Origin of the sequence: Ferrimonas balearica DSM 9799 (assembly GCF_000148645.1) — a bacterium.
GTDB classification, from domain to species: domain Bacteria; phylum Pseudomonadota; class Gammaproteobacteria; order Enterobacterales; family Shewanellaceae; genus Ferrimonas; species Ferrimonas balearica.
The window spans coordinates 3,359,058-3,381,696 of the sequence record NC_014541.1 but is presented as its reverse complement, the minus strand read 5'-3'; the positions used below and the strand labels follow the sequence as shown (position 1 = coordinate 3,381,696).

Annotated in this window: 22 protein-coding genes; 13 read left to right on the top strand and 9 right to left on the bottom strand. The window is 61.9% G+C overall.

The window, feature by feature from the left end:
- The first annotated feature begins 22 nt into the window (after positions 1-22).
- Positions 23-1,360 (top strand): MATE family efflux transporter, encoded by a 1,338-nt coding sequence (locus FBAL_RS15450; RefSeq protein WP_013346516.1) that lies wholly within the window; start codon positions 23-25, stop codon positions 1,358-1,360.
- 462 nt (positions 1,361-1,822) lie between these two features.
- On the opposite strand, the gene FBAL_RS15440 is transcribed toward FBAL_RS15450, so the two are convergent.
- Complete coding sequence (locus FBAL_RS15440; protein WP_013346515.1) at positions 1,823-2,449, bottom strand: YceH family protein; 627 nt, start codon at positions 2,447-2,449, stop codon at positions 1,823-1,825.
- An 85-nt stretch (positions 2,450-2,534) separates the two neighbouring features.
- Positions 2,535-2,876 carry a 5-carboxymethyl-2-hydroxymuconate Delta-isomerase gene (locus FBAL_RS15435; protein WP_013346514.1) on the bottom strand — a complete coding sequence of 114 codons (342 nt, stop codon included), beginning with the start codon at positions 2,874-2,876 and terminating at the stop codon, positions 2,535-2,537.
- A 151-nt stretch (positions 2,877-3,027) separates the two neighbouring features.
- Here FBAL_RS15435 and FBAL_RS15430 point away from each other — a divergent pair, with 151 nt between their 5' ends.
- From FBAL_RS15430 to FBAL_RS15420, 3 genes are all read left to right on the top strand, one after another.
- Positions 3,028-3,537: a DUF6580 family putative transport protein gene (locus FBAL_RS15430; protein WP_013346513.1), complete on the top strand. Its 510-nt coding sequence runs from the start codon at positions 3,028-3,030 to the stop codon at positions 3,535-3,537.
- Complete coding sequence (locus FBAL_RS15425) at positions 3,537-4,079, top strand: ATP--cob(I)alamin adenosyltransferase (RefSeq protein WP_013346512.1); 543 nt, start codon at positions 3,537-3,539, stop codon at positions 4,077-4,079. Before FBAL_RS15430 ends, FBAL_RS15425 begins: the two co-directional genes overlap by 1 nt.
- 155 nt (positions 4,080-4,234) lie before the next feature.
- Positions 4,235-6,127, top strand: a complete 1,893-nt coding sequence (locus FBAL_RS15420; RefSeq protein ID WP_013346511.1) for a TonB-dependent receptor domain-containing protein — start codon at positions 4,235-4,237, stop codon at positions 6,125-6,127.
- Positions 6,128-6,211: 84 nt separating this feature from the next.
- Here FBAL_RS15420 and FBAL_RS15415 read toward each other — a convergent pair whose 3' ends face one another.
- Positions 6,212-7,279, bottom strand: a complete 1,068-nt coding sequence (locus tag FBAL_RS15415) for a hypothetical protein (RefSeq protein ID WP_013346510.1) — start codon at positions 7,277-7,279, stop codon at positions 6,212-6,214.
- A gap of 315 nt (positions 7,280-7,594) precedes the next feature.
- On the opposite strand from FBAL_RS15415, the gene FBAL_RS19690 reads away from it, so the two are divergent.
- Positions 7,595-9,139, top strand: a complete 1,545-nt coding sequence (locus FBAL_RS19690; protein WP_013346509.1) for a sensor domain-containing diguanylate cyclase — start codon at positions 7,595-7,597, stop codon at positions 9,137-9,139.
- A 37-nt stretch (positions 9,140-9,176) separates the two neighbouring features.
- Here FBAL_RS19690 and FBAL_RS15405 read toward each other — a convergent pair whose 3' ends face one another.
- A complete protein-coding gene (locus FBAL_RS15405; protein WP_041251812.1) occupies positions 9,177-10,103 on the bottom strand; it encodes an adenosylmethionine decarboxylase in 927 nt (308 codons plus the stop codon).
- A 262-nt stretch (positions 10,104-10,365) separates the two neighbouring features.
- On the opposite strand from FBAL_RS15405, the gene FBAL_RS20315 reads away from it, so the two are divergent.
- Complete coding sequence (locus FBAL_RS20315) at positions 10,366-10,731, top strand: hypothetical protein (RefSeq protein WP_148226764.1); 366 nt, start codon at positions 10,366-10,368, stop codon at positions 10,729-10,731.
- On the opposite strand, the gene FBAL_RS15400 is transcribed toward FBAL_RS20315, so the two are convergent.
- Entirely contained in the window at positions 10,653-11,906 is a 1,254-nt protein-coding gene (locus tag FBAL_RS15400; RefSeq protein WP_013346507.1) for a DUF4056 domain-containing protein, read from the bottom strand. The two genes, FBAL_RS20315 and FBAL_RS15400, sit on opposite strands and share 79 nt — an antisense overlap.
- A 322-nt stretch (positions 11,907-12,228) precedes the next feature.
- Here FBAL_RS15400 and FBAL_RS15395 point away from each other — a divergent pair, with 322 nt between their 5' ends.
- From FBAL_RS15395 to FBAL_RS15385, 3 genes are all read left to right on the top strand, one after another.
- On the top strand, positions 12,229-13,125 hold the full coding sequence (locus FBAL_RS15395) for a hypothetical protein (protein WP_013346506.1): 897 nt from the start codon (positions 12,229-12,231) through the stop codon (positions 13,123-13,125).
- Between the two features lie 3 nt (positions 13,126-13,128).
- A complete protein-coding gene (locus FBAL_RS15390) occupies positions 13,129-14,307 on the top strand; it encodes a BamA/TamA family outer membrane protein (protein ID WP_216086793.1) in 1,179 nt (392 codons plus the stop codon).
- A 122-nt stretch (positions 14,308-14,429) separates the two neighbouring features.
- Positions 14,430-15,728 (top strand): anaerobic C4-dicarboxylate transporter, encoded by a 1,299-nt coding sequence (locus tag FBAL_RS15385; RefSeq protein WP_013346504.1) that lies wholly within the window; start codon positions 14,430-14,432, stop codon positions 15,726-15,728.
- A gap of 10 nt (positions 15,729-15,738) precedes the next feature.
- Here FBAL_RS15385 and FBAL_RS15380 read toward each other — a convergent pair whose 3' ends face one another.
- A complete protein-coding gene (locus FBAL_RS15380; RefSeq protein ID WP_013346503.1) occupies positions 15,739-16,698 on the bottom strand; it encodes a LysR family transcriptional regulator in 960 nt (319 codons plus the stop codon).
- A gap of 113 nt (positions 16,699-16,811) precedes the next feature.
- Between FBAL_RS15380 and FBAL_RS15375 the strand changes: the two genes are divergently transcribed.
- Positions 16,812-18,023, top strand: coding sequence for a multidrug effflux MFS transporter (locus FBAL_RS15375; RefSeq protein WP_013346502.1), 1,212 nt, complete (start codon positions 16,812-16,814; stop codon positions 18,021-18,023).
- Here FBAL_RS15375 and FBAL_RS15370 read toward each other — a convergent pair.
- On the bottom strand, positions 17,998-18,363 hold the full coding sequence (locus FBAL_RS15370; protein ID WP_013346501.1) for a hypothetical protein: 366 nt from the start codon (positions 18,361-18,363) through the stop codon (positions 17,998-18,000). The two genes, FBAL_RS15375 and FBAL_RS15370, sit on opposite strands and share 26 nt — an antisense overlap.
- Before the next feature lie 191 nt (positions 18,364-18,554).
- Between FBAL_RS15370 and FBAL_RS15365 the strand changes: the two genes are divergently transcribed.
- The 3 genes from FBAL_RS15365 to FBAL_RS15355 all read left to right on the top strand — a co-directional run bounded on the left by FBAL_RS15365 (position 18,555) and on the right by FBAL_RS15355 (position 20,374).
- Positions 18,555-19,283: a thiol:disulfide interchange protein DsbA/DsbL gene (locus FBAL_RS15365; protein ID WP_013346500.1), complete on the top strand. Its 729-nt coding sequence runs from the start codon at positions 18,555-18,557 to the stop codon at positions 19,281-19,283.
- Positions 19,284-19,495: 212 nt separating this feature from the next.
- Complete coding sequence (locus tag FBAL_RS15360) at positions 19,496-19,924, top strand: hypothetical protein (RefSeq protein ID WP_013346499.1); 429 nt, start codon at positions 19,496-19,498, stop codon at positions 19,922-19,924.
- 258 nt (positions 19,925-20,182) lie between these two features.
- Entirely contained in the window at positions 20,183-20,374 is a 192-nt protein-coding gene (locus FBAL_RS15355; RefSeq protein WP_013346498.1) for a DUF3185 family protein, read from the top strand.
- A gap of 259 nt (positions 20,375-20,633) precedes the next feature.
- Here FBAL_RS15355 and FBAL_RS15350 read toward each other — a convergent pair whose 3' ends face one another.
- Positions 20,634-21,473: a C-GCAxxG-C-C family protein gene (locus tag FBAL_RS15350; protein WP_013346497.1), complete on the bottom strand. Its 840-nt coding sequence runs from the start codon at positions 21,471-21,473 to the stop codon at positions 20,634-20,636.
- Between the two features lie 200 nt (positions 21,474-21,673).
- On the bottom strand, positions 21,674-22,639 hold the full coding sequence (locus FBAL_RS15345; protein ID WP_013346496.1) for an ABC transporter permease: 966 nt from the start codon (positions 22,637-22,639) through the stop codon (positions 21,674-21,676).

Sequence of the window (22,639 nt, the reverse complement as noted above, 5' to 3'; positions counted from 1 at the left end):
TTTCTAATTAAATGAGGTGCGGATGTCCGCAAATCTGAGCCGTCAGGACGTGAACCGTCAGTTCTGGCGTTATGTGCTGCCGACAGTGGCGGCGATGCTGGTCAGTGGTCTGTATCAGCTGGTGGATGGGATCTTTATCGGCCGTTACATCGGGGCCGATGGTCTGGCTGCCATTAATGTGGCCTGGCCCATCGCCGGGGTGCTGTATGGCCTGGGTATGATGGTGGGGGTGGGCGCCGGGGCGCTCAGCTCGTTGTCGCGGGGAGAGGGCAAGCTGGCGCGGGCACGTGCCCAGCTTGGTAATGGTCTGGTGCTGATGGCCCTGATGGCGCTGGCCGCCACTGGCCTGCTGTGGGTGCTGGGTGAACCGGGACTGGCGATACAGAATGCCGAAGGCAATGTGCTGGCGCTGGCGCAGGACTACCTGCACGTGCTGATGCTGGCCGCCCCGGTGGCGCTGGGCAGCATGGCGATGCCCTTTATGCTGCGTAACGACGGTGCCCCCAACCGTGCTACTGCGCTGATCGTGGCGGGTGCGGTCACCAACATCGTGCTGGACTGGCTGTTTATCGCCGAGTTTGGCTGGGGCCTGACTGGCGCGGCCGCCGCCACGGCGTTGGCGCAGCTGCTGGTCACCCTGATGGGCATCGCCCACTTCTTCTCCGACAAAGCCCAGACCCGGCTGACCCTGGCGGATCTCAAGCTGCGCCCATACGACGCCTGGCGCAGTTGTGCCATCGGGTTGTCGAGTTTGCTGATGTACGGCTACTACAGCGTGGTGGTGGCTCTGCACAATGGCCTGTTTCTGCATTATGGCGATGCCACGGTGGTGGGGGCGTATGCCATCGTCAGCTACCTGATGGCGGTGTATTTCCTATTTGCTGAAGGGGTGGCGTCCGGCACTCAACCGCTGATCAGTTATCACTATGGCGCGGGCGAGTATGGCCTGATGAAGCGCTATATCCGGCTGATGCTGAAGGTGGCGGTGGGCAGTGGTGTGGTGGCGCTGGTGCTGCTGAACCTGGCCTCCGCACCGGTGATCAGCATCTTCAACAGTGCGGACGCGGATCTGTTTGCCGCCACCGAGCATGGTCTGCGCCTGCACCTGATTGCGCTCTATCTTGATGGCTTTATCTTCTGCGTCGGGGTGATCTTCCAGTCCTTCGGCGCCAGTGGTAAAGCCACCGGGGTGACCCTGGCCAATATGGGGATTCAGCTGCCGTTCCTGCTGGTTCTGCCCCAGTGGTTCGGGCTCGATGGGGTGTGGTTGGCGTTACCGATCTCCAATGTGGCGTTGTCGCTGGTGGCGGGCGCCCTGCTGTGGCGGGAGTGGCGCCAGTTGGAAGCGCGTTTGGGCTGAGGCCTCACGATTGCCCACGGCGGCTCGGTTTCAGGATTTATTACACCGTCACCGGTAACCAAGTGTGTCGGCCGGATGGCTCCGGCTGGCAACTCACTCCACGAATCGAGTGGCTTACCCCGATTGCGCTGCGCGCGCCGACACACTTCCTTACCCGCCGGATTGGCAATGCCACCAGAGTGAACCAGTCTGGATAGGTTAGTGCGACGGGCGATGCCTTGGAGCGCAGGATGTCTCGGGTTGCGTATCGGATAGGCGGTGGGTTGATTGTGATCAGCCTGCCGTTGGCGTTGTGGACGGGCTGGCCCTGGTTGACCTTTGTGGTTGCCGGGGTCGGACAGCTTTTTGTGATCGAGGGGATGCGGAAGAAACGGCGCCGGACGGCGCAGTTGGCACGGGGCAGGGCGGTATACGGGCGGCAGCGCCAGCATGGGCACCGCCACCTCACTCTAGCGCACTGACTTACGCCTGAACCCGGGCGAGTTCGGCCCGGAGACGTTCGTTCTCCAGGGTCAGTACCTTGATCTGGTGTTCCAGTGCTTCAATGCGGGCTTTCTCGTCGGCCACCACGTCGGCGGTGGTCACGGCAGCCACTTCGCCGCTGAACAGGTGGGCGTAACGGCTTTCACGGCGGCCCGCTTCGCGCGGCAGCTGCACCACCAGGCCCTTCTCGGCCATCTTCTGCAGTACGGTTTCCGTAGCTTTGACGTCGGCAAACTCGCACAGGCGACCGGTGCGTGAGCGCAGCTCGCCGGGAGTTTGTGGGCCACGCAGAAGCAGCACGCAGACCAGGCCACGTTCCTGCTCGCTCAGTTGCAGGCCACCGAACGCGGTGTTGCAGAAACGGTGTTTGTATTTGCTGGCGCGGGCGCCGCCTTCTTCCTGCACCAGGCGTTTGGCTTTGAGCTGTTCGAGGGTATCCAGAACCTCTTTGTCGGAGAGGGAGAGCACCGGGTCGCGGTTGCTTTTCTGATTGCAGGCGCCCTTGAGGGCGTTGAGGGTGAGGGGGTAGAGATCCGGGGTGGTGGTTTCCTTTTCAAGCAGGCAACCGATCACCCGGGTTTCGTTGAGGCTGAGATTCATCTCCATGGGGGGACTCCGTGTAACAGCAGTGGAGCCAGTATTGCCCCAGCCCCCGTCCCGGGCAAGCCCGGGACGGTCAGCTTTTGCGCAGTCAGTCTGCGGCGGTCCATTTGCGGTAGTGGTTCAGCTCGGCGATCTCCACTGAAGCGGCGGCCACCGGCGGCAAGACCGAGTGCAGGGTTTCCAGCAGGCGCTCGGACAGCGCGTCCTTGGTGGCGTCGTTGCGGCCCGGTAGAATGGCCAGCGTCAGGTGGGCAAAGGGCGCCGGTTCGCCGCCCACCAGGGCTTGGCGTACCGGCAGGGCGCGCACCTTAATCGCGCCGGCGCTGAACTCGCCACTGGCCAGTGCGCTGTTATGCAGTTCGGTCAGAATGCCGGGCAGTGCATCATCGTTAATCAGGTATTCGTTGTACTCCAGCACCAGGTGCGGCATAGCAGTTCCTTATGGGTCAGGCCCTTAACCGGATAAAACACTGAATAGCCATAGAGATTTCTAGCCGTCTAACTCTGGAAGTGAACGGCCAGTCGGGCTATCCTAAGCGCCTTGGAGTGTACCCCAGCGACACCGCCCCTTGGAGAGAAAGATGAAAACCAAGCTCATCGCCGTTCTGGCCATGATTGCCCTGTGTGCCCTGTATCGGGTATTGCCCCATCCCTTTAACTTCACCCCGGTTGCTGCCATGGGCCTGTTTGCCGGTGCCATGTTCGACAGCAAGCGTATGGCACTGGTGGTGCCGCTGCTGGCGATGCTGATTGGCGACCTGTTTATCGGCCTGCACGAAACCATGCTGTTTGTGTACGTGTCGATGGCGATCACCGCGGGCATCGGCATGTTGCTGCGTCATAAGCGCAGCATCGGTACCGTCGCTCTGGCCGGTGTCGCCAGCAGCCTGCAGTTCTTCTTTGTGACCAACACCGGCATGTGGGCCGTCACCAACTTCTACCCGCACACCTGGGAAGGCCTGGTGCAGTGCTGGATCATGGGTCTGCCGTTCCTGCAGAACGACCTGGCCAGCACCTGGCTGTTCAGCGCCCTGCTGTTTGGTGGCTTTGCGCTGCTGAGCCGCCGTTTCCCGGCCCTGGCCCAGAACTGATGCCCCGTCGCCTGAGCAAGGATAAGCGGGAGCTTTGCTACCCCTTTATCTTTGAGACCGGCCCCAGCACCGATTTTGAAGTCCAGACCGATGAGCTCTGCTCGTCGGTGGGCTATGCCCTGTCGCTGCTGGAGCAGGAGTTGGCCGAGCAGCCAGCCCTGCTGGCGGAACTGAAGCCGGAGCTGCACCAGGTGCAAGCGTTGGTGTACCACCTTAACGGGTCGGTGCGCGGGCGCATGGCGGTGGAGGAAGCGGATCTGGACTGGCTCAAGGCCCGCTATGACCACCACAACGGTTTCGGTGCGGTCACCGGATTTGTGCTGCCCACCGGTTCGCCGGCGGTGATGGCACTGCACCTGTGCCGCAGCGGTGCCAAGAAAAGCATTCGTCAGCTGGTGCGCTGTGAGGAAGCGGGTTTGACGGTGGATGACCGTCTGCTGCGACTTGCCAACCTGCTGACCAACTACTTCTTCTGCCTGACGGTGCGACTGAAACAGCACCTCAAGCTCGAGGAGATCCCCTTCGTCAGCAAAAGCTACTGAAGGGATGTCGCCGCTTGCGGCGAGGAAAAGGAAAGCCCGCAGAACCTGAGATGAATCCGGTGAGAATCCGGAGCTGGCGCGCAACGGTATGAGGCCCACGCCTTAAGCCCGATCTCCCAGGCCTGCATCAACCCTACGCGAACTAGGAAACTGAAATGAAGTACTCCGCTCTCTCCGTGGCGCTGTTCGCCGCGGCCCCCCTGGCGTGGTCTGCCCCCGCCGTTGATGTCGATGAAACCCTGATTGTGACCGGCGACCGCCTGGCCCAATCCGTCGATTCGGTACTGGCCCCGGTCACCGTGATTGACCGCGCCAGCATCGTGGCGATGCAGGCCAAAAGCCTGAGCGACATCCTTCGTACCCTGCCCAATGTCGATGTGAACCAGTATGGCGGCCGTGGCCAGAACGCCACCGTCACCGTGCGCGGCGCCACCAGCGCCCAGAGCCTGGTGCTGATCGACGGCATGCGCAGCACCACCAGTGCGCTGGGCCCGCTCAACATCAATAGTTTCCCGGTGGCGGAGATTGAGCGCATCGAGTTTATTCGTGGCGCCCGTGCTTCGGTGTATGGCTCCGAAGCGGTGGCCGGTGTCATCAACATCATCACCCGCGATGGCCGTGACGGCACTACCCTGACCGCCGGTGCCGGCAGCTTTGAACAGGTGGAAGCCAGCGTGCGCCACCAGAGCCAACTGGCCGGTGGCACCCTTAAGGCGGTGCTCGCTTATGAGGATGAAGAGGGCTACAACGTCCACCCCGTGCCCGGCGTCAACGACGGTGACAAACACGGTTTTACCGGCAAAAGCGCGCTGCTCGCCTATGACCGCGCGGTGACCGAGCGGCTGAGCCTCTACGCCGCCGCCCGCTGGTTCCAGAACGAAAGTCAGTACGACAACTCCAGCCTGGGCAACCCGGCTTGGGGGGCTCCGGACGTACGTGAGCGCAAAGAGAACCGTTTCGAAAACGTCGATTATCAGCTGGAAGCCCGCTACCAGGGTGAACGCTGGCACAGCAGTGTGCAGGCCCAATACAGCGACAGCGAAAGCCAGGATTTTGTCGACACCCTCTCCTATAAGGACTCCCCGGATTTCTCCCACCTGCGCCAGTACAACCTGGCCTGGGTCAACCGGGTGCAACTGACCGACGCCATCAGCGTCGGTGCGGGCCTGGACTGGCGTGACGAGCAACTGCGTGGTGACTCCACCTATCTGGATTGGGCCACCGGCGTGGCGACCCCGTTCGCCGATGGCACCCTGAGCCGCGACAATACCGGCGCATACGCGCTGCTGCGGGTGGAGGAGGGCGGTCACCAGTTTGAAGCTTCGGTGCGCAGCGACGACAACGAGCAGTACGGCCAGCACACCACCTGGCAGGTGGGAGGCCGCATCGCCGCCACTGAGTCCGTGGCGCTGGTGGCCAGCGTCGGCACCGCGTTCCGCGCGCCCACCTTCTACGACCTGTACTACCCCGGTTCCGGCAACCTGGACCTGCGTCCGGAAACCGCCGAGCATTACGAACTGGCCCTCGAAGGCGCGGTTGCCAGCATCGACTGGCGATTGGGCTGGTACCGTCAGGACGCGGAAGACCTGATCCAGTTCGACAGCCTGACCTACCGCCCGGTGAACATCGGTGAAGCGGTGATCGACGGCATCGAAGCGGAAGCTGCTTTTGACACCGGCCCGGTGCACCATCAACTGAGCTACGGCTGGCGCGACAGCGAAGACCGCACCACCGGCAATGAGCTGGCCGCCAGTGCCCGTCATAACGCCAAGTGGAACCTCAGCTATGACTGGGATGCCCTCAATCTGACCGGTAACCTGGTGTACCGTGGCAGCCGTTGGGGCGATGCCGCCAACACCGTGAAGTTGGACGCCTACTTCCTGGTGAACCTGGCAGCCAGCTACCAGCTGACCGAATCCCTGGCACTGCGTCTGCGCCTCGAAAACCTGTTGGACGAGGAGTATGTCACCATCGCGGACACCTTCTCCGGCGGCAGCTACCCGGGACAGGAACGCAGCGTGTACGGCCAGGTGGAGTACCGTCTGTAATTCCATTGCAGCCGGACACTGCTGTAATAAGAAAGGCGCCGATAAGGCGCCTTTTTTGTGTCTGAGCGTTCCCTCCCGGCCGCATCAGTCCCAGAACATCAGCATCCCTACGACGTGGTGCCAGAGCAGGCCGTGTTGCAGGGTCAGGGTCCAGCCCACCAGCAGCAGCTTAGGCAGGAACAGGATCAACACCAGCCACAGCGGGCGCCACGGCTTGGGCAGCACCGCCAGACTCAGCCCCACCAGCAGGGCTTTCACCCAGAGACCGCTGGCATTGATGACCATGGTGAGCAGCGCCAGTGGCTGCGGCAGCAGGGCAGGGGACTGGTTGCTGAGCAGCACGGTGGCAGCAATCAACAGAGCCAGCACGATCAAGTGGGGCCACACCCAGCGCGCCCGCCACCACAGGGCGGCCATCAGCAGGGCCAGCGGGGCCATCAGGTACACCGTCATGGTGTCGGCCCAGACGCTTTCCGGCAGCGAGGCGTTCTCGGGGGCCCAGGGTTGCAACGCCAGATAGGGCAACTGCCAGTAGGCCAGCAGTGCGGCGATGGGCAACAGGGCGAGCCACGGCACGCTGCGGACGGGCCCCCGCTGCGCGACCTCAGTGGGCCAGCTCCGGCTGCTCCACAGCAGCCCCAGCGCCAGCGCGATGGTGCACCCCATTGCTGGCAGCGGGCTGGTTTCCACCATCATTTCTGCCAGGCCCGCGCCCAGCTGGTAACCGGCAAAGAACAGGGCAACCCGTGCCGCCAGCGCCATGGGGCGCTTGTCACAGTGATTGACCACCGCCAGAAGGGTGCCGCTGAGCAGCACGCCGCTGGATAACGCCATCAGGGGAAAACCCCAGAGTAACTTCGCGGCACTCAGGGCCGTGCCTATGGCCAGCCCCAGAAGCCCCAGCTGCAGCAGCCATCGTTGCGGCATCAGCAGAGCAAGGATAGGCATCACCAGCCCCGCGCCGGCCAGGGCCCACGCACGGTTCTCCCAGCCAAAGCGCACCAGCTCCTGGGCACGGAAGTCGGCCAGTCCGTGCTGGGGTATCAGCGGCGTCACCAACAGGGTGCCGAAGGCGGCAAGCATGCCGAGCAGCAACAGTGGCAGGGCAGCAGCGGCGCCATCGGCGTTAAGGCGTTGAAGCAGAGTGGGCATGGGGAGGTCCTGTGATGACTCTGCGGCCACTGTCCGGCATCGTTCTCAGGTTGTCAATTTGTGGTAATCCAAGGCGTTTCTCGGCCGTCGTCGGCACGTGCGGGCGATGAAGCCCTTTGCATTGGCGGCCCCGGAGTGCGGTGCGCAGTAACGACGCTGGCTTGACCCGGATGATGGCTGAGCGCCCGCCCGTGACCAAGGTGAAAGCCGCCCCGGTCCTGCGCCCCGGTCCCGCGTCACGGGGCGAAGTGAAACGGAGAAAACAAACGCCGGATTCCGTGCCACACTCAATGGAGTGCAATACGGAGTCTGCCTATGCCGTTGAAGCGCTTAGCACTGTTGTTCTCTCTGGCCCTGGTGCTGGTGATGGCGCTGGGATACCTGTTGTTGCGAAACCTGGTGATCCTGCCTTATGTGAACGACGAAGTGCTGGCAACCCAGCAGCAGGAAGTGCGGGGGCTGATGTTTCAGATCGAAGCGCGTCAACAGGCGTTGGCGCTGTTGGCACAGGATATGGCCAGCGACGATCACCTGATGGCGTACCTCTCCGGACGTCAGCATCAACATGGCGCCTTGCCGCTGCGACAGGGCTTCACCGTTCAAGGGCTGTTTCTCTACGACGCCACTCTCACCCTGCGTTATCAGGACCGTGACCCCCAATTCCCCATGCCGATGCTGCTGTCTGATGACCCGTTCCAGCGGGCTAAGCTGATGCCGATGCTCGACCCTCACCATCCCCGCGCCAGTATGGGTGTGCTGCTGCAGGGAGGGCTGCCGTTTCTCTATGCGGCCGCGACGGTCTGTTCGGCGATGGGAGACGATTGCGGCCATGGCTATCTGGTGATTGTGCGGCGTATGGGGGAGGACTTCCGCGATCGCCTGGCGCAAACCAGTGGCCTGAGCTTCACCATTCGCCCCGCCACGCTGGAGGACGACAGCCTGCCCGAACTGCTGGCGTCCGACCAACTGGTGCGGCCTAAGGCGGAGCGCGAGTTGTTGGTGCGCGATGCGCTGGGGCGGCCCACTTTGGTGATGGTGCTGTCTCACACCACGCGGCCTCCCAACTCGATCACCCGCTATGAGTGGCTGACCTTTGTGGCACTGGCGGTGATGCTGGTGGTGGTGAATCTGATCATTGGCCAGATGCTGGTGAGGCCGATGGAACGCGGGGTGGCGCAGATCCGGGCGATGGAGCGAAACCAGCAGTTTCGGCCTCTGGGCAATGGCGCTAACATCACCGAATTTCGCCAGCTGGCCAGCGCCTTCAATAGCCTGATGCGGATGCTGGCGCAGCAGCGTGAACAGCTGAGCCAACTGGCGCGCACCGATGCTCTAACCGGGCTGGCCAACCGCCGTGCGATGGAGGAGTTTCTGGATGAGGAGTGGCGACGGCTGTGTCGGCACCAGCGTGGGCTGGCGTTGATGATGGTGGACATCGACCACTTTAAGCAGTTTAACGATCACTTCGGTCATGGCACCGGCGATGAGGTGCTGGCCAAGGTGGCCCGGGTGCTGGAATCGGTGACCCGCCGTGGTGGCGAGTTGGCGTCGCGCTGGGGCGGCGAGGAGTTTGTGCTGGCCATCACTGAGCCGAAGCGGGATGAGCTGGAACGCCTGGCCGAAGTGGTGGCCCAGCGCATTGGTCAGCTGCCGATATCGGCCTCCGGCATCTCGCAGCGGCTGACGGTCAGCATCGGCATCGCGTTTGTTCCGGCGGGGCAGGATCCGGTGGCGTTGGGGCTGAATCTGAACGAGATGATGGAGCAGGCGGACCGGGCGCTGTATCGGGTGAAATCCGCAGGCCGGGACGGCATTGAACTGTGGTGCGGTTGCGACACCATGGGGCCACATCGGCCCTGAAACCAAGCAGGGCTTGCCGAAGCAAGCCCTGAGGGAGTTACAACTGAATGGCAGCCAAGGGTTGGCTCGGCGGCACCAGGTAATGCGCAAAGCGCATGCGGTAACCCACGGCCAGGTCTTGTAAGGCCTGATCCACGCGCTGGGCACGGGCATCGTGGTCCAGCTCAGCATCCAGGTTGAAACTGATGACGTCGTAGCTTTGTGGATTGAGGCGACGCAGCAGCTGGTTCAATACCGGCAGCAGCTCGGCCTGGTCCAGATTGGACTCAAAGCTGACGTAGGAACTGTCTTCCTGCGGCGTGACGTGCACGGTGACGTAACGGTCGCCGCGGATCCCGTTCATGGAGTAGCCAAAGGGCTCGAACAGGAAGTCGTCAAACTGGAAGTCCGGCAGCATACCCTGCCAGTCAAACAGCTCGCGCACCCCTTCAACGGTTTGGTCGTTGCGGCGCAGGTACTCTGCTGCCGGGCCCTGAATGTGGTACATCAGCAGCTCAGCAGTGGCGTCATTGGCGTCCGGCTGGTAAGGGGCATCGCTGTGGAAAATGTAGTTGTGGTGACCATCCAGGTGGCCCAGGCGCCAGGCGCAACCGGGAAGCAGCTGGGACAGCGCGGCCAGGTCTTCATCAAAACTGCTTTTCTGCAGGTGTGACTGGTACTCGTTTTTACGCTGATAGGTCAGCATTGCCAGCTCGTTTTGGCTGAAATGCTTGAGGAATTCGGTGACGGCCTGAACCAGGGTAGTGGTACCGCAGGTCAGCATCAGGAAGCGGTCATCCCAGACAAAAAGGCTGGATTCCGACAGAAGATAGGCGTCGCAGTCATCATTATGGACTGACGAGAGAATCGTGGCATTGGCTTGCGCTACCATCGTTTCCCAGAAAGGTTTACCCAGTGCTCGAAGCGAGTTGTTACCCGTTTTGAGCACCGCTTCGACTTTTTTTTCGGAGCCCTCGAAGAACATCATTATGTTTTACTCCCGTTGAAGGCAGAAAAGCATGGTTTGGTAAGTATGGCCTTACCTCCCCCCCAACGAGTTTGGTTGATGGATTTATCAACCGCCCTCCTGGCGAATTCCGGGTACGAGCGCTCCGCCAGAAGGGCAAAGCGGGGCGCAAAAATTGACCCGGGCCGCGCACAGTGGCGGGGATTATACTCATTTCGCGTTCGGGCGCTACCACGGTTTGACTACACTTAGTGGCTCGTCATAACCGAAGGGACTGCGGATGAGTAATCCATTGAAGGCGATGGTCTTTGTGCTGCTGGGCTGCGGGGTGGGAACGACCTCAGCCGAGGTGGCTCAGCTAAGCTGGCCCGGCCTGATCCAGGGGGAGCCGCAGTGCTCTGAGACGGGGTGTTGGCACCATTGGCAGTACCAGTCGGTGCCGGACGGCCAACAGTTGATGACGCTGCTGACCGCGTTGGCGGCGCACACCGATGCCCCGTTGGCATTGACCGATGAACCCCGCCACAATCGCTTGTCGTTGTATCTGCCGCATCCCGTTATCGACGTTCAGGGCGTGGAGAGCGCTTCCAGCTGCTTGGCATCCGCCTGTGCCGCGTACGAGGCGATGGCGCCAAACTCACGGTGAGTAAAGCCGTTCTGCCACAACTCCGCCGGTATGTCGCTAAAGCTTGCTGCGTAATCGTCACTCACTTTCATCACCAACTCCCCCAGTGAATCCAGCTCCAGCCCCTGATGGGTGGCGCGCAGGTGCAGGGTGTGCGGGGTATTGGGTTTGCGGTACAACGCCGCCACTCTGGGCCAGGCTTCGTGGCCCGACGCCATGGATTCTGGCACCAGATAGGGCAACTGGCGATCCCCCATCTGGTAGTGGCGCTTCAACACCATAAACTTGTCCGGGATGGGCCGGGACGAGTCCCACCAGTGGCCATCCACCACATCAAACAGGGCGTTACTGGTTTTGCGGTCCACCTCGCCGAGCCAGGCCAGCGCCGAATCCAGCCACACCGTCAGGCTCTGGTTGTAGAGCTGGTCGTTCAGAACCAGTTGCGCGTTGATCAGGGCCAGGGTCAGCTTGGCGCCCAGCATGTTGGAGTAGAGGTCTTCCGGTGAGAACGCGGAGACGGTCTCCGGCCAACTGGCGAAGCTGGCGTAGCCGTGCCATTGGGCGATCTCGTGGGACTCCGCCTTGAAGTAAGCCAGCCGGGCCGCCAGAGCCGCCGCCAGGTGCCAACGCTCCTGGCCGCTGAGGCCGCTGACATCAAAGGCGTGCAGGCGCACGTAGCGTTGGCCAATCTCGTTGGGCAGGTCGATGGTGTGGTCCTGACCCAGGTGGCGGAAGATCTGGAAGAACAGCGCCACGGTGTCGTCGGCGGTGTCGCGTACGTGGGCCAGATCGATAAAGCCGCCACGGGCGGTGTAGAGCACCCCGTTGTTCTCGCTGCCGCGGTTATTGTTGCCGCTCATGCCGGAGGAGGTGTAGGTAAAGGTGCCGCCATCAAAACGGTGGGGGCCGACTTTATCCGGCGCCACGGTGTTGCCGAGCCGGAACAGGGGCAGGGGCACCGGCCCGACCTTGACCTTCTGCAGGTTGCCGAAGGCGCAGCAGGGGCGGACGTTCTGCGGGACCGGGAACTCCGGCAGGCTTTCCGGCGGCAGGTCCCATATCGCGACCGGCTGGTCGCTGCCATTGAGTGCACGACTGATGGTGGCCTCATCCGGAGCGGGGTGGCTCTGCCAGGTTGGCGTCGCGCAGCCACCGAGCAAAACGATGGTCAGCAGGATGATGAGGGAGTGGTGCATCGGGACCCCTGTTTGATGGTGCGGGAAAACGGCAGCGAAATGTCGCTCAAAAATTGGACGTACCCTTTAGGCCGTTCGCTAATTATAATGCGCTCAGTCTTTTAGGGCTGCGGATTGTAGAGCAGCGGGGTTGTTGCGCAAACCCCGGACGTCCCTGTTGTTCAGATCCGATAAAGCCACACTGCCAAGTACGATTGTTCAGTTTTGATCTAGCCTTAATCCAGTAGACTTGGTCTGGCTAGTGCAAAGTAAACCAGAGTATTTCGCGGTCGCGAGCCCAGGCTCAGCAGGCCGCTTTTTTTTGTTTGTGAGAATGCCAACTATGTTCCGTCTGTTTCTTTCTCTTGTCGCCCTGGCGACCAGCGCCAGCGCGGTGGCCCAGGATTCCTTCTTCCCCATCTGGGGCGACGAGGCGGAAGCCCGCGGTTATACCCTGCCCAAACCTTATGGCCTGTCCTTGTCCTACATGGACATGAGCAATCCGGTGACCGTGAACAGCATTGAGCTGACCGGCCACCCGGTGCTGGAGGCCCTCGACATCAACGCGCCGGAAGCGGATTTTGATGGTTATAACCTGACCCTGCGCGGTGATGTCTGGATCTTCCCGTTTATGAACGTGTACGGCATCCTCGGCTACACCTCCGGGGACAGCGTGGCCACCATCCGCGGCCTGAGCTGTGATGTGGACCAGGTCAGCGGCATTGGTAATAAGCTGTTGTGTGGCGCCATCAACGAAGCGGGGGGCGCCGCCATTGGCGCGCCGTTTGCGCTGGAAATGAAGGGCGGCACCTACGGCATCGGTACCACCCTGGCCGGTGGCGTGGGTAACTGGTTTGCGCTGGTGGACATGAACTACACCTACACCTCCATGAACATCATCGAGGGTGACATCAAAACCTTCGTGGCGGCGCCTCGTGTGGGCTACCGCTGGGAGTTTGAAGGCGGCCGCGAACTGCGTGTGTTTGCCGGTGCCATGTACCAGAAGGTGGACCAGTACCTGCAGGGCAGCCTGCTTGACCTCGGCCTGCCGCCGGAGCTGAACGACCTGATTGGTGCGCTGGCACCGGACGGCGAGTTTGAAGTGTCCCAACAGGGCACCTCCCGCTGGAACACCGTCGTGGGCGCCCAGTATGCCCTGAGCCGCGACTGGGAACTGTTGATTGAATCCGGCTTCGGTGCCCGCCGCACCAGCTTTATGTCCGTTTCCCGTCGGTTCTAAATCATGGCGCGTAATTCATACTGGCTGAGCGCGCTGATGCTGCTCAGCCTGCCTTCGTGGGCCAGTGAAGCCACCCCGGATACCGATCCCTCTTTGTACCAGCGCGGCCAGCAATGGTTTGCCAGGGTGCTGGAGGAGTTGGGCGCAGACGGCGGCTTTGACCCGGATAAAGGGATCGACTGGAGTGTGATGCCGGGGCCCTTTTACACCCCGGAGAAGAGCCTGGGCATTGGCGTTTCCACCGTCGGCCTGTACCTGCCGGATCGCAACGACACGGTGTCCCAGCCCAGCTCCATCACCATCAACGGCTTTGGCTCCATCAACGGTTCGCTGGGGATTGGGGTGGAGAGCCGCACTTTCCTTAAAGAGGACAAGTACCGGTTGTTTATCGATGCTGAGCTGCAGGACGCGCCGGATGTGTTCTACGGCATCGGCATGGACAACGGCCGCGAAGTCGCCAACCTGGTGAACTTTGAGCTGACCGAATACCGCTTTAAGCCGCAGGCGATGATGCGGGTGCTGCCCAGCACCTATATCGGTGCCGGTTTTGACCTGGTGGGCACCAAAGCCCGCGAGATTGACGCGGATGCACCGCAGCCGCTGAGCTTAGCCCCGGCCGCCCAGTTTCCGGAAAAAAGCTTCAGTGCGGGCCCGAGCCTGCACCTGGTGCACGACTCCCGTGACTTTATCCTGAACGCGTCGGAAGGCCGCCTGCTGCAGGCCGATGTGGTGTTCTACGATGAGGCGTTCGGCTCCGACAGCGACTTCCAGAAGGTCACGCTGAACTACAGTGATTACATGACGCTGGACGTGGTCCCCGGGATCCTGGCCTGGCAGTGGATCGGTGAGTTCAATCACGGCGATGTGCCCTGGGACCAGATGGCCACCTTAGGCGGTGCCAACCGTCTGCGGGGGTATGAGCAGGGCCGCTACCGTGACCGCCAGATGACCCTGGCCCAGGTGGAGTACCGGCAGCCGCTGAGAGGTCGTCACGGCATGGTGTACTGGGTGGGCGCCGGCACGCTGGCGGACCGGGTCTCCGAACTGGGTGATGAGAAATGGTTGCACACCCTCGGGGTGGGGTACCGCTTTGAGATCAAACAGCGGGTTAACCTGCGCCTCGATATGGGGTTCGGCAATGGCGAAAATGGCTTCTATTTTGCCGTTAATGAGGCGTTCTAACGAGCGACTGTAACGACGTTATCTCATTTTGTGATCGGCAGGGTTTGAGGCCGGTCACAAAGATGGTCCAGCAAACTCTATACAATTCGCGCGCTTTTTTTTGCCCTGCCTTTGGAGAGTTCATGCTGTTTGTCGAGTTAAGTGTCGTTTTGTTGGCGATTTGGTTAGGAAGCCGTCTCGGCAGTATCGGCATCGGCTATGCCGGGGGCCTCGGGGTATTGGTGCTGGCCATGCTGGGCCTGACCCCGGGCCATATCCCCACCTCGGTGATTCTGATCATCATGTCGGTGATCTCGGTCATCGCGGCGATGCAGGTGGCAGGGGGGATGGATTATCTGGTTAAGATTGCCGAGCGCATCATCCGCAAGAACCCCAAGCAGATCACCTTCATCGCCCCGCTGGTCACCTACGGGATGACCCTTCTGGCCGGCACCGGCCACACCGCCTTCTCCACCATGCCGGTTATCACCGAAGTGGCCAAAGAGCAGGGCATCCGCCCCTCCCGTCCGCTCTCCATTGCTGTTGTAGCCTCGCAAATCGCCATCACCGCCTCCCCCATCTCCGCCGCCGTGGTCGCCCTGACCGGCATTCTCGCCCCACTGGGCGTGGACTACCTTAGCATCCTGGCCGTTTCCATCCCCGCTTCTCTGGCGGCCGTACTGCTGACCGCCTTTGTGGCCAACCGCCAAGGCGTGGAACTGGATGAGGACCCGGTATACCAACAGCGTCTGGCCGAGGGCCTGGTGCGCGCCACCAAGGCGGATGAGCTGGCGATCAAACCCGGCGCCAAGCGCGCAGTGGGGATCTTCCTGTTCAGCATCTTTGCCATCGTGGTCTACGCCACCGCCATCAGCGACAGCGTTGGCCTGATTGAGAACCCGGTGATGGCCCGTGACCAGGCGATCATGATCCTGATGCTCTCTGCCGCGGCGGTGATCACCCTGGTGTGCAAAGTGGATACCGGCCAGATCCTCGGTGCCAGCACCTTCAAGGCGGGCATGAGTGCCTGTATCTGTGTGCTGGGCGTGGCCTGGCTGGGGGACACCTTTGTCTCCGCCCATATCGACACCATCAAAGAGGTGGCCGGTGAGCTGGTGCGTAACTACGCCTGGCTGCTGGCGGTGGCGCTGTTCTTCGCCTCCATGCTGCTGTACTCCCAGGCGGCTGCGACCGTGGCACTGATGCCGGCGGCGGTAGCGATGGGTGTGGAGCCGCTGGTGATCGTGGCCTCCTTCGCTGCGGTATCCGCGCTGTTCGTCCTGCCGACCTACCCGACCCTGCTGGCGGCGGTGGAGATGGACGACACCGGTTCCACCCGCATCGGCAAGTACGTGTTTAACCACCCCTTCCTGCTGCCCGGCGTGGTGGCCATCACCCTGGCCGTGGCCTTTGGCTTTGCCATCGGCTCCGTGGTGCTCTGAGTCTCAGTCTCTAGGCCCCACAAGCGCCTAAACCCTGGCTGCGCTCAGCAATAAAGCCGCGCAGCCAGCGGTGGGCTGGATCGCTGTCCAGCGTCGGCGGCCACATCAGGCGGTAACTGATGGGCGCCAGCGCCAGTGGCAGCGGTAACACCGCCAGGGCATAGCGTGCCGCCAACTGGTGGGCGAACACACTGGCACAGGTAAACACCATGTCGGTGTGCTGAGCCATCAACGCCGCACTGTGAAAGTCCGGCACCTGCACCGCCACCGGTCGCTTCAGTCCCAGCGACGCCAATACGTGGTCCATTAGCCACAACTCCGTGCCCTCCACCCAGATCTGGATATGGGGCAGATCCAGAAACCGCTCCAGATCCCAGCCGCCATCCAGCGCCGGATGGTCCTCCCGCACCAGGCAGACATTGATGTCGGTATAGAGCTCTTGTTGGGGCAGGGCGGGCAGATCCCGAATGTGCCAGGGCGGACGGGCGCGCTCGTCGGTATCGCGGGCCAGCAGCAGCAGGTCGAGCTGACCCCGGGCCAGCTGTTCCAGTTTGTCGCCGGAGCCGGGCACCATATCCAGCCGCAGTCCCGGTGCCTGCACCTGCAGGTCGGTCAGCACCCGGGGCATCAGGCTGGGGAAGGCGGTTTCCACCACGCTGGCGCGGAACTGGCGTTGGTCGGTGTTGGGGTCAAACCCCACCGGGATGAGTAACTCGCAGGAGAGGCGCAGCCACTGGCGCAGCTTAGGCTCCAGAGTCAGGGCTTTGGCAGTGGGGGCCAGGCCCTGTCCGGCCCGGACAAACAGTGGGTCATCCAGCGGTTTGCCCAGCTGTTCCCGCAACTTGGCCAGCTGTTTACTGACGGCGGACTGACTCAGGTGCAGGCGCTGGGCGGCGCCGCTGACGCTGCCCTCCTCCAGCAGTACCAGCATCAGCCGAAGCAGGTTCAGATCGAGCGCTTCAATAGCCACGGCGGGCTCCCTCAATATATTCCAATTTGGAAAGTGTCTGCTGACAACAAATCATTTTTTATCATAACTTGGCTTGCCTACAATGGCGCCCTCTTTTCCTTGGTAAGTGTGTCATGACTCGTCCTGTTCCTTTTGTTTTGCTGATGTTGCTGGTGGCGTTCAGTCCCCTGGCCATCGACATCTTTCTGCCGGCGGTTCCGGCAATGGCAGACGCGCTGGCGGCGCCGCTGCCTCAGGTGCAGGCAACCGTCGCGGTATTTCTTCTGGCCATGGGCCTGGGTCAGTTGCTGGCCGGCCCGCTGGCTGACCGCTATGGCCGTCGACCGCTGGCACTCAGTGGTGTGGCGCTCTACCTGGCCGGTTCGCTGATGGCCGCCTGGGCCAACCAGATTGAAGTGCTGTGGCTGGCGCGCCTGCTGCAGGGCTTTGGGGCCTGTGCCGTGGTGGTGGCCGCCATGTCGGGCGTGCGTGACAGCTATGGCCCGGAGCGTGCGGGCCCAATCTACAGCTACCTCAACGGCGTGATCTGCGTGGTGCCGGCACTGGCTCCGCTGCTGGGCGGTATGCTGGCGGCCCTGTGGGACTGGCGTGCCACCTTCTACTTTATGGCGGCTTACGCCCTGCTGGCCGGTGCTCTGGTGGCCTGGCGCCTGCCGGAAACCCGGCCGGCGGACACCCGCTCTGAAGGGGCGTTGGTGAGCTGGGCGCGCTACCAGCCGGTGCTGAGTCATCCGGTATTCCAGTACCACGCGGGCTTTATCATGCTGGCGATGGCGGTGATCATCGGTTACGTCAGCCTGGCCCCGGTTCAGCTGATGGTGGCGATGAAGCAAAGCCCGATGGCGTTCAGCCTGTGGTTTGGCGCCAACGCGGCCATCAATATCGCGGCGGCGTTTGCGGCCCCGAGCATTGTCGCCCGCGTCGGCAAGCGCGCTGCCCTGCGCCTGGCCATCGGCCTCTGTCTGGTGGCGGCCATCGCTCTGTTGCTGCTGGCGGACCTGAGCCACCCGGCGGCCTTTATGGGCCCGGTGTTCATCTCCAGCATCGGCTTCTGCTTCGTCTTTGCGGTGTGTGGCGGTTCGGCGCTGGCGCCCTTCGGTGAGCGTGCCGGCACCGCGTCCGCGCTGCTGGGCCTGTTCCAGATGACCGGCGCTTCGGTGCTGGTGGGGTTGGTGAACCTGCTGCCGGTGGCTCCGGTGGCGTCACTGGCGGTGCTGATGCTGCTGCCGCTGGTGTGGCTGGGCCTGGCCCGACTGAACCGGGCCGGCCATCAGCAGGTGCAGGCCGCGATGGTGTCGGTCAGCGACAACGCCCCTGCAAACTGATCCCGCGTCGGGTGGAGTAGCGCTGGTCAATGCGGTAGCCGTCGAGGCACAGTTGCCGCTGGTCCAGCGCTTTTTCCAGATCGAGGTAGAGTTGGTGCTGGTCGATCAGCGGGCCATCCCCCGGCAGCGTGACCTGGATGGCATCGGGCTCGGCGTAGCGCTCCTGTTTCAGGCGACGACTCAGGCGTGGGTCAATCGGTTGGATGTAGTTAAAGGTGAAGCGCAACTCACCATCGGCACCCTGCTCGGTGGTGAAGTAGTGTTGTGGCGGTGGCGGTGGGGGTTTTCCGGCACAGCTGGCCAGGCCAAACATCAGCAGTAGGGCAAATGCCAGAGGCATCGGTCACTCCATCGAAACAAGGGCCTACGACTATAACCTGAATGCGAGGTTCCCTGCACCGTTGCGGTTTTTTCTGTCCGGTGATTCGCTTCACCCTTTCACTTCGTTACACCGATAAGTACTTGACCTTAGATAGGCTCAAAGGGCTATGCTTGCGTCAATTTGTCTAGCCCATAACGAGAAAACTGATCGTGAAAAAGATCCTTGGTATTGCCCTGGCCCTGATGCTGGCCGGTTGTTCCGAATCCGCTCCTGAAGCTCCGGCCAAGGCCGAAACCGCTGCACCGCAGGCGGCCGCTCAGGCAGCGCCGAAAGCGGCTCAAACCAGCCACTTCAAAGAAGGCGTACACTACCAGGTGGTGAACCCGGCCGGTAAGGTTGAGCAACCGACCATCACCGAGTTCTTCTCCTTCTACTGTGGCGGTTGCTACAACATGGAAGCCCGCTTCCTGCCGACCATCGTGCCGGCACTGCAAGAGCAGGGCCTGAAGTTCGAGCAGAAGCACGTTAACTTCGCTCGTAACGACGCCGACTTCCAGACCTACCAGGCGGTGATCCGCGCCTTCGCTACCGTTCAGGAGATGGGTGAAGCGGGCAAGATTAAAGACCCGATGTTCGCCCTGATGGGTGGCAAAGACCACAACCACACTGCGGGCGACAAGCACGGCGAGGGCATCAACTCCCTGGCTGACGTTCGTGCCATCTTCGTTGAGAACGGTGTGGACGCGGCTAAGTTCGACGCCATCGCCGAAACCCCGGCCATCACCGAGCAGGTTGAGCTGTGGAACAAAGAGCAGCGCCTGTACCAGGTGGGCTCCATCCCGGCCTTTGTGGTGAACAACAAGTACCTGATCAACCTGAACAACGTCCAGTCCGTGGGCGAGCTGGTTGACCTGATGGCGTACCTGGCCACCAAGTGATTCAGTTGCTCTGAACCGCGAGAAAACGCCGCCCGATGGGGCGGCGTTTTTTATGGCTTTTGTCCCTTCCATATTCACTCAATGAAGCGCTGCCCAGTGGTGTTCCGGATGGAGTCAGCCGAGTCATTGTGTTGAGATAAGGCGCGCCGATAATCCGTTCGGCCTGTGGCAGGGAATGCCGCAGACGTGCTTAAAAAACAGGGATATGAATCATGACTCGTACACTGACTTCAGGCTGCCTGCTGCTGGCCGCATTTGCCCTACCAGCCACGGCGCAAGACAGCACCGCTTTTGGTCTGGCTCTTGGCACCCCGGCTGGGGGCAATCTGGTACTCAAATCCGACGCCCTTGGCGTACCGCTGCAGATTGCCGGAGGTTATTGGGGCGATAAGCTCAGTGGTGTGGAGCTGGGGGTCAGCGTATACGAGCGCCCGGACAGTTTCTTTCAGTCGGTGAACCTGATCGCCGGTTATTCCGATCTTGAGGAGAACAGTCGCGAATCCAAAATCTGGCGCTATGGGGGCGTCTCCTTCACCTTCGGCACTGGCGGCTTCTACTTTGAGCCCGGCCTTACCTTTGGCGATGGCGACTATGATAATCCCCAGCTGACTTTCCAGATTGGCTGGCTGTGGGGCCGGTGAACATCCAGTTTCTTTCGACATAGAAAGCGCCCAGGCCGGGGCGTTTTCTATGGTCCCGATGGCCGCTGGGGACCCGATTGGCGCCAGGGGGGCGCCGCCGTCTTTCCACCGATGGACAGGGTGGGCGCCTCGCTGGCAAACTCTGTGAACGTGTCAAAAATGTCAGCAACATGAATGAGTTCCTATTACATGTTGAAGCTAACGGCATTTTGAGTTCCGGGCCGGTAAACCTATCGGTTAAACACCATTGGAGTGGAAATGAATAATAAGATTCTTGGCATTGTGCTTATCGTCGCAGGCGTGGCTCTGGCTTTCTGGGGTTACAACATCTACGACTCCGCAAGCTCTCAGGTGACCCGTGCCCTGAGCGGAGATACCCCGATTGAAGCCTGGGCCGGTATGGTGGGCGGTGCGATTCTGGCGCTGGTTGGCCTGACGCGGCTGAAGTGATCGGCGTCGACAACGCCTGATTAATGCGGCCTGAACTACCGGGTCAGCATGGCCGGAGATCCAATTCGGCTGCAGAGACAACGCCCCCGAAAGGGGGCGTTGTTTTGTCTGCAAAACCTCGGGTGTTTGCGGCCTGAGGTGTGAGGCTGGCGGCGCTGCTCAGCCTGTTCCTGCCCGCCGCAACCGCTTCTGAGCCGCCTCCGGATGGCCGGGCTTCGACCGACGGCAGCAGAGGCAACCGAATGGCACCAAAGCGTCGCTACGTTTTGGTGTGGTCATCATGGCAGGCCAGACAATCCATATGGCCCTGCTGGTTCCAGTTCATCGGTTTCTTGCCTGGGGTCGCCGGACCGTGGCAGCCGATGCAGTGCTGGGTGGATTCTGAGGGTTTCCAGGTGGGGGCGACCCACTTGCCCTCAAAGAATTCGTTCAGTGCCTGAGCCGTCATAAACACCACTTCGCCAGCGACCTTGGCGCAGCGCTCCAGTTTGGCCGGGTCATGCAGGTCTTTGACTCCCGCCGCCAGTGACCATTTGGAGACGGAGGAGTGGCACAGGGGCGTCATCGCCTTCACCCGGATCTGGTCAGGGAGGGGGGAGAGGTGGTCGAACATCTTAGTGGGAAACTCCTGCTCGGCGTACCACCAGAACAGGCGATCGACAATGGCGCTGTTTTGCAGGTAGTTGTCCCGCTTTTCTCCGTAGGTCACCATATTGATGATGACTGAAGCCCCCGCCAGGGCACCACACAGGGTGCCGTGTCCGCCAAACCCGGCGGCGGCGTGGATCATCAGCATGTCAGGCATGGTGGTCCAGGGGTAGCCGACCTTCTCCTTCAGCAGGCTCAACAGTGAGAGGTAACTGGCGGAGCCGCAGCCTCCCTTATCCATGTAGTAACGGTAAGCCCGGGTGCCCGCTTCCATCGGGTCAATCTCAACCCAGGGCCAGGGCAGGGGCGGGGCTTCCTGTTGTTTACCATCGTCGGCAAGGGCCATGCCCGCCACACCGGCCCCCATGGCACTGGTGGCAATCAGGGAGGCGGCACCACCCAGAACATCGCGTCGGGAAACTTTACGTGGGGCGTTTGTGCTTGGGCTCATGATGTTCTCCTTAACCGCGTGGATGACATCGATGGGATGGCTAAATACACCTACAAACTATAGGTCTATTGAGCCAGCAGGCTGGGTGCAGGAGGTCGGATCCGCAGGGAGTTTGATCTTGATCAGTCAGGGAGGGCGGGACATTGGCCAGAAACAACAACGCCCCCAATCGGGGGCGTTGTACTGTGTAGTGTCGCGCTTTAGCGAGATTTCACGTAGGGCTGGCCAACCGCTTTCGGGCCAACGGCTTTGCCGATAAAGCCAGCCAGCAGCAGGACGGTCAGGACGTAAGGCAGCACCTCAATCGCCTGCACCGGCACTTCGCCCACCACCGGCAACTCAACACCCTGCAGGCGCACGGCCAGGGCATCAAGGAAGCCGAACAGCAGACAGCCCAGCATTACCGGCACCGGACGCCACTTACCGAAGATCAGCGCGGCCAGGGCGATAAAGCCTTTACCGGCACTCATGTTCGGTACGAAGCCAGCGGCGTGACCGGTAGAGAGGTAAGCGCCCGCGATGCCCGCCAGGATACCGGCGATGATCAGGGCGCGGTAGCGCAGCCAGGTCACAGAGATGCCGGCGGTGTCCACGGAGTGCGGGTTTTCACCCACGGCGCGCAGACGCAGACCGAAGCGGGTGCGCTGCAGGATCCACCAGGACAGGGGCACCATGGCAAACGCCAGGTACACCAGCAGGGTGTGGCCGGACAGCAGCTTGGAGTAGAGGGCACCGATGACGGGCACGTTCTCCAGCATTTCGGCCAGCGGCAGCGTGATGGCCTGGAAGCGCTGGTTGCCGGAGAGCGCCGGTGTCTGGCCACCCATCTCGAACCAGTAGCGGCCCAGGGTGATGGTCAGGCCCGCGGCCAGCATGTTGATGGCGGTACCGGACACGATCTGATCGCCCCGGTGGGTGATGGAGGCGAAGCCGTGGATCAGGCTCATCATCACACCCGTCGCCATGCCGGCGAGCATGCCCAGCCAGACGCTGTCGGTGGCAAACGCGGTGGCGGCTGCCGCGAAGGCGGCGGCCAGCAGCTTACCCTCAAGGGCGATGTTCACCACGCCGGAGCGCTCGGAGAACAGACCCGCCAGGGCCAACAGCAGCAGCGGAGTGGAGACGCGCAGGGTGGCGTCCAGCAGCAGGATAATGGTCTCAAACAT

Bases quoted from the DNA above. Each gene is read 5' to 3' on its own strand.
- FBAL_RS15450 (WP_013346516.1), top strand. From the start codon at position 23: ATGTCCGCAAATCTGAGCCGTCAGGACGTGAACCGTCAGTTCTGGCGT.
- FBAL_RS15440 (WP_013346515.1), bottom strand. From the start codon at position 2,449: ATGGAGATGAATCTCAGCCTCAACGAAACCCGGGTGATCGGTTGCCTG.
- FBAL_RS15435 (WP_013346514.1), bottom strand. From the start codon at position 2,876: ATGCCGCACCTGGTGCTGGAGTACAACGAATACCTGATTAACGATGAT.
- FBAL_RS15430 (WP_013346513.1), top strand. From the start codon at position 3,028: ATGAAAACCAAGCTCATCGCCGTTCTGGCCATGATTGCCCTGTGTGCC.
- FBAL_RS15425 (WP_013346512.1), top strand. From the start codon at position 3,537: ATGCCCCGTCGCCTGAGCAAGGATAAGCGGGAGCTTTGCTACCCCTTT.
- FBAL_RS15420 (WP_013346511.1), top strand. From the start codon at position 4,235: ATGAAGTACTCCGCTCTCTCCGTGGCGCTGTTCGCCGCGGCCCCCCTG.
- FBAL_RS15415 (WP_013346510.1), bottom strand. From the start codon at position 7,279: ATGCCCACTCTGCTTCAACGCCTTAACGCCGATGGCGCCGCTGCTGCC.
- FBAL_RS19690 (WP_013346509.1), top strand. From the start codon at position 7,595: ATGCCGTTGAAGCGCTTAGCACTGTTGTTCTCTCTGGCCCTGGTGCTG.
- FBAL_RS15405 (WP_041251812.1), bottom strand. From the start codon at position 10,103: ATGTTCTTCGAGGGCTCCGAAAAAAAAGTCGAAGCGGTGCTCAAAACG.
- FBAL_RS20315 (WP_148226764.1), top strand. From the start codon at position 10,366: ATGAGTAATCCATTGAAGGCGATGGTCTTTGTGCTGCTGGGCTGCGGG.
- FBAL_RS15400 (WP_013346507.1), bottom strand. From the start codon at position 11,906: ATGCACCACTCCCTCATCATCCTGCTGACCATCGTTTTGCTCGGTGGC.
- FBAL_RS15395 (WP_013346506.1), top strand. From the start codon at position 12,229: ATGTTCCGTCTGTTTCTTTCTCTTGTCGCCCTGGCGACCAGCGCCAGC.
- FBAL_RS15390 (WP_216086793.1), top strand. From the start codon at position 13,129: ATGGCGCGTAATTCATACTGGCTGAGCGCGCTGATGCTGCTCAGCCTG.
- FBAL_RS15385 (WP_013346504.1), top strand. From the start codon at position 14,430: ATGCTGTTTGTCGAGTTAAGTGTCGTTTTGTTGGCGATTTGGTTAGGA.
- FBAL_RS15375 (WP_013346502.1), top strand. From the start codon at position 16,812: ATGACTCGTCCTGTTCCTTTTGTTTTGCTGATGTTGCTGGTGGCGTTC.
- FBAL_RS15370 (WP_013346501.1), bottom strand. From the start codon at position 18,363: ATGCCTCTGGCATTTGCCCTACTGCTGATGTTTGGCCTGGCCAGCTGT.
- FBAL_RS15360 (WP_013346499.1), top strand. From the start codon at position 19,496: ATGACTCGTACACTGACTTCAGGCTGCCTGCTGCTGGCCGCATTTGCC.
- FBAL_RS15355 (WP_013346498.1), top strand. From the start codon at position 20,183: ATGAATAATAAGATTCTTGGCATTGTGCTTATCGTCGCAGGCGTGGCT.
- FBAL_RS15350 (WP_013346497.1), bottom strand. From the start codon at position 21,473: ATGAGCCCAAGCACAAACGCCCCACGTAAAGTTTCCCGACGCGATGTT.
- FBAL_RS15345 (WP_013346496.1), bottom strand. From the start codon at position 22,639: ATGTTTGAGACCATTATCCTGCTGCTGGACGCCACCCTGCGCGTCTCC.